Source organism: Xenophilus sp., assembly GCF_044462705.1.
Classification (GTDB): Bacteria; Pseudomonadota; Gammaproteobacteria; order Burkholderiales; family Burkholderiaceae_C; genus Xenophilus; species Xenophilus azovorans.
On the sequence record NZ_JBIQNC010000024.1, the window covers coordinates 34,893 to 36,412 of the forward strand.

Genomic DNA, 1,520 nt, shown 5'->3' on the forward strand with positions numbered 1-1,520 from the left:
GCGCTCGCGGCGCTGCGGCTCGTGGGGGCCGGGCGGGTCCGGCAGCTGGTAGGGCTGGGGCGTCAGCGGCTCGGCCTGCAGCCGCTGCGGCAGCAGCGGCGCCACCGGCAGCTGCGGCGCGTGCAGCGCCAGCAGCTTGGCCGGCTCGCCGCTGCCGCCGTCGCGCTCGAAGTAGTACTGGCCGCGGAAGCCCAGGGCGAGCACATACCAGTAGACCTCGCGCAGCTGTGCGTCGTCCGCCGGCAGCGCGGCCAGGTGATGGAAGAACTCGGTCGGCCCGTTGGTGGAGTTGAACATCTGCAGCTGCAGCGGGGCGGCGCTGTCGGCCCAGGGCGGGTGGCGCTGCACGACCTCGTCGATCCACACCGCCAGGGCGAAGGTGGCCGACTGCACCTGCTCCGGCGGCTTGCCGGCCGCCGTGGCGGCCGCGGCGGCGCGCTCGATCAGGCGCCGCGCCCGCTGCAGGGCCTCGGCGCCGGTGAGTTCCAGGGGCGTGCCGGTGCGGGCGGCATCGAGCGCCAGCCCGAACGAGAAGACGGGGGCGCAGAAGCGGAACAGCCGCGGCGGCATGGGGAACGCGCTACGCGTGCGCCCGCCCGCTGCGGTCGTCGCACGGGGCGCTCCTGCCTCGCTGCCAGTCCTGGGGGCACCTGCCCATGTCCGCTCCCGTGGTGGTGGGCGGGATTCTTCCGGCGGGCCGGACGGCCGCGCCATACCCCTTGGGAGTTATGCCGTTCGCGGGGGCGCACGTGCCTTGCCCGCGCTGCGGAAGGAGGCTATCTTTGCCCACCGTCAGCGCGCGCACTCCGCACTCCCCGTGCCACCGTCATGAAAATCCTGATCGCCGATGACCACCGGCTCGTCATCGAGGCCGTCAAGACCAAGCTGTCCGAACTGCAGGAAGGCATCGAGTTCGTGCTCGCCATGAGCGCGGACGAACTGCGCGAGGCCGCCGGCAGCGACATCGACCTCGCCCTCATCGACCTGAGCATCCCCGGCGCCGAAGGCTATTCGCACATCGACGAGCTGCGCAGCCGGCATCCGGCGCTGCCGGTGATCGTGCTCTCCGGCTACGAGGACCCGGCTGTCATGCGCGCGGCGCTGGAGCGGGGCGTGCTCGGCTTCATTCCCAAGGCCTACTCTCCGGACGTGATGCTCTCGGCCGTGCGCCTGGTGATGGCCGGCGGCGTCTACGTGCCGCCGATGCTGCTGTCGGCGCTGCCGGGCGGCGCCGTGCCCGGACCGGCCGGCGCGCCGGCCGCGCTCGCCGTGGGCGGCACGGCCAGCGCCGCCCGCGGGGGCGCACCCACGCTGGAGCACCTGCGCAAGGTGCTGACGGAGCGCCAGGTCGAGGTGCTGCAGCTGCTCTCGCAGGGCAAGCCCAACAAGCTCATCGGCCGCAGCCTGGGCATCAGCGAGGGCACGGTGAAGATCCACCTGGCGGCCATCTTCCGCGCCCTGAACGTGCGCAACCGCACCGAGGCCGTGGTCGCCGCGCAGTCGCTCACCGAAGCCTGAGG

The 1,520-nt window shown here is 73.3% G+C and carries 2 protein-coding genes; one reads left to right on the forward strand and one right to left on the reverse strand.

Annotation, left to right across the window (positions count from 1 at the left end):
* On the reverse strand, window positions 1-570 hold a 570-nt coding region (locus ACIY1X_RS06635), incomplete at its 3' end, for a DotU family type IV/VI secretion system protein (protein ID WP_399679164.1).
* 258 nt (window positions 571-828) lie between these two features.
* On the opposite strand from ACIY1X_RS06635, the gene ACIY1X_RS06640 reads away from it, so the two are divergent.
* On the forward strand, window positions 829-1,518 hold the full coding sequence (locus ACIY1X_RS06640; protein ID WP_399679167.1) for a LuxR C-terminal-related transcriptional regulator: 690 nt from the start codon (window positions 829-831) through the stop codon (window positions 1,516-1,518).
* Window positions 1,519-1,520 lie beyond the last annotated feature (2 nt).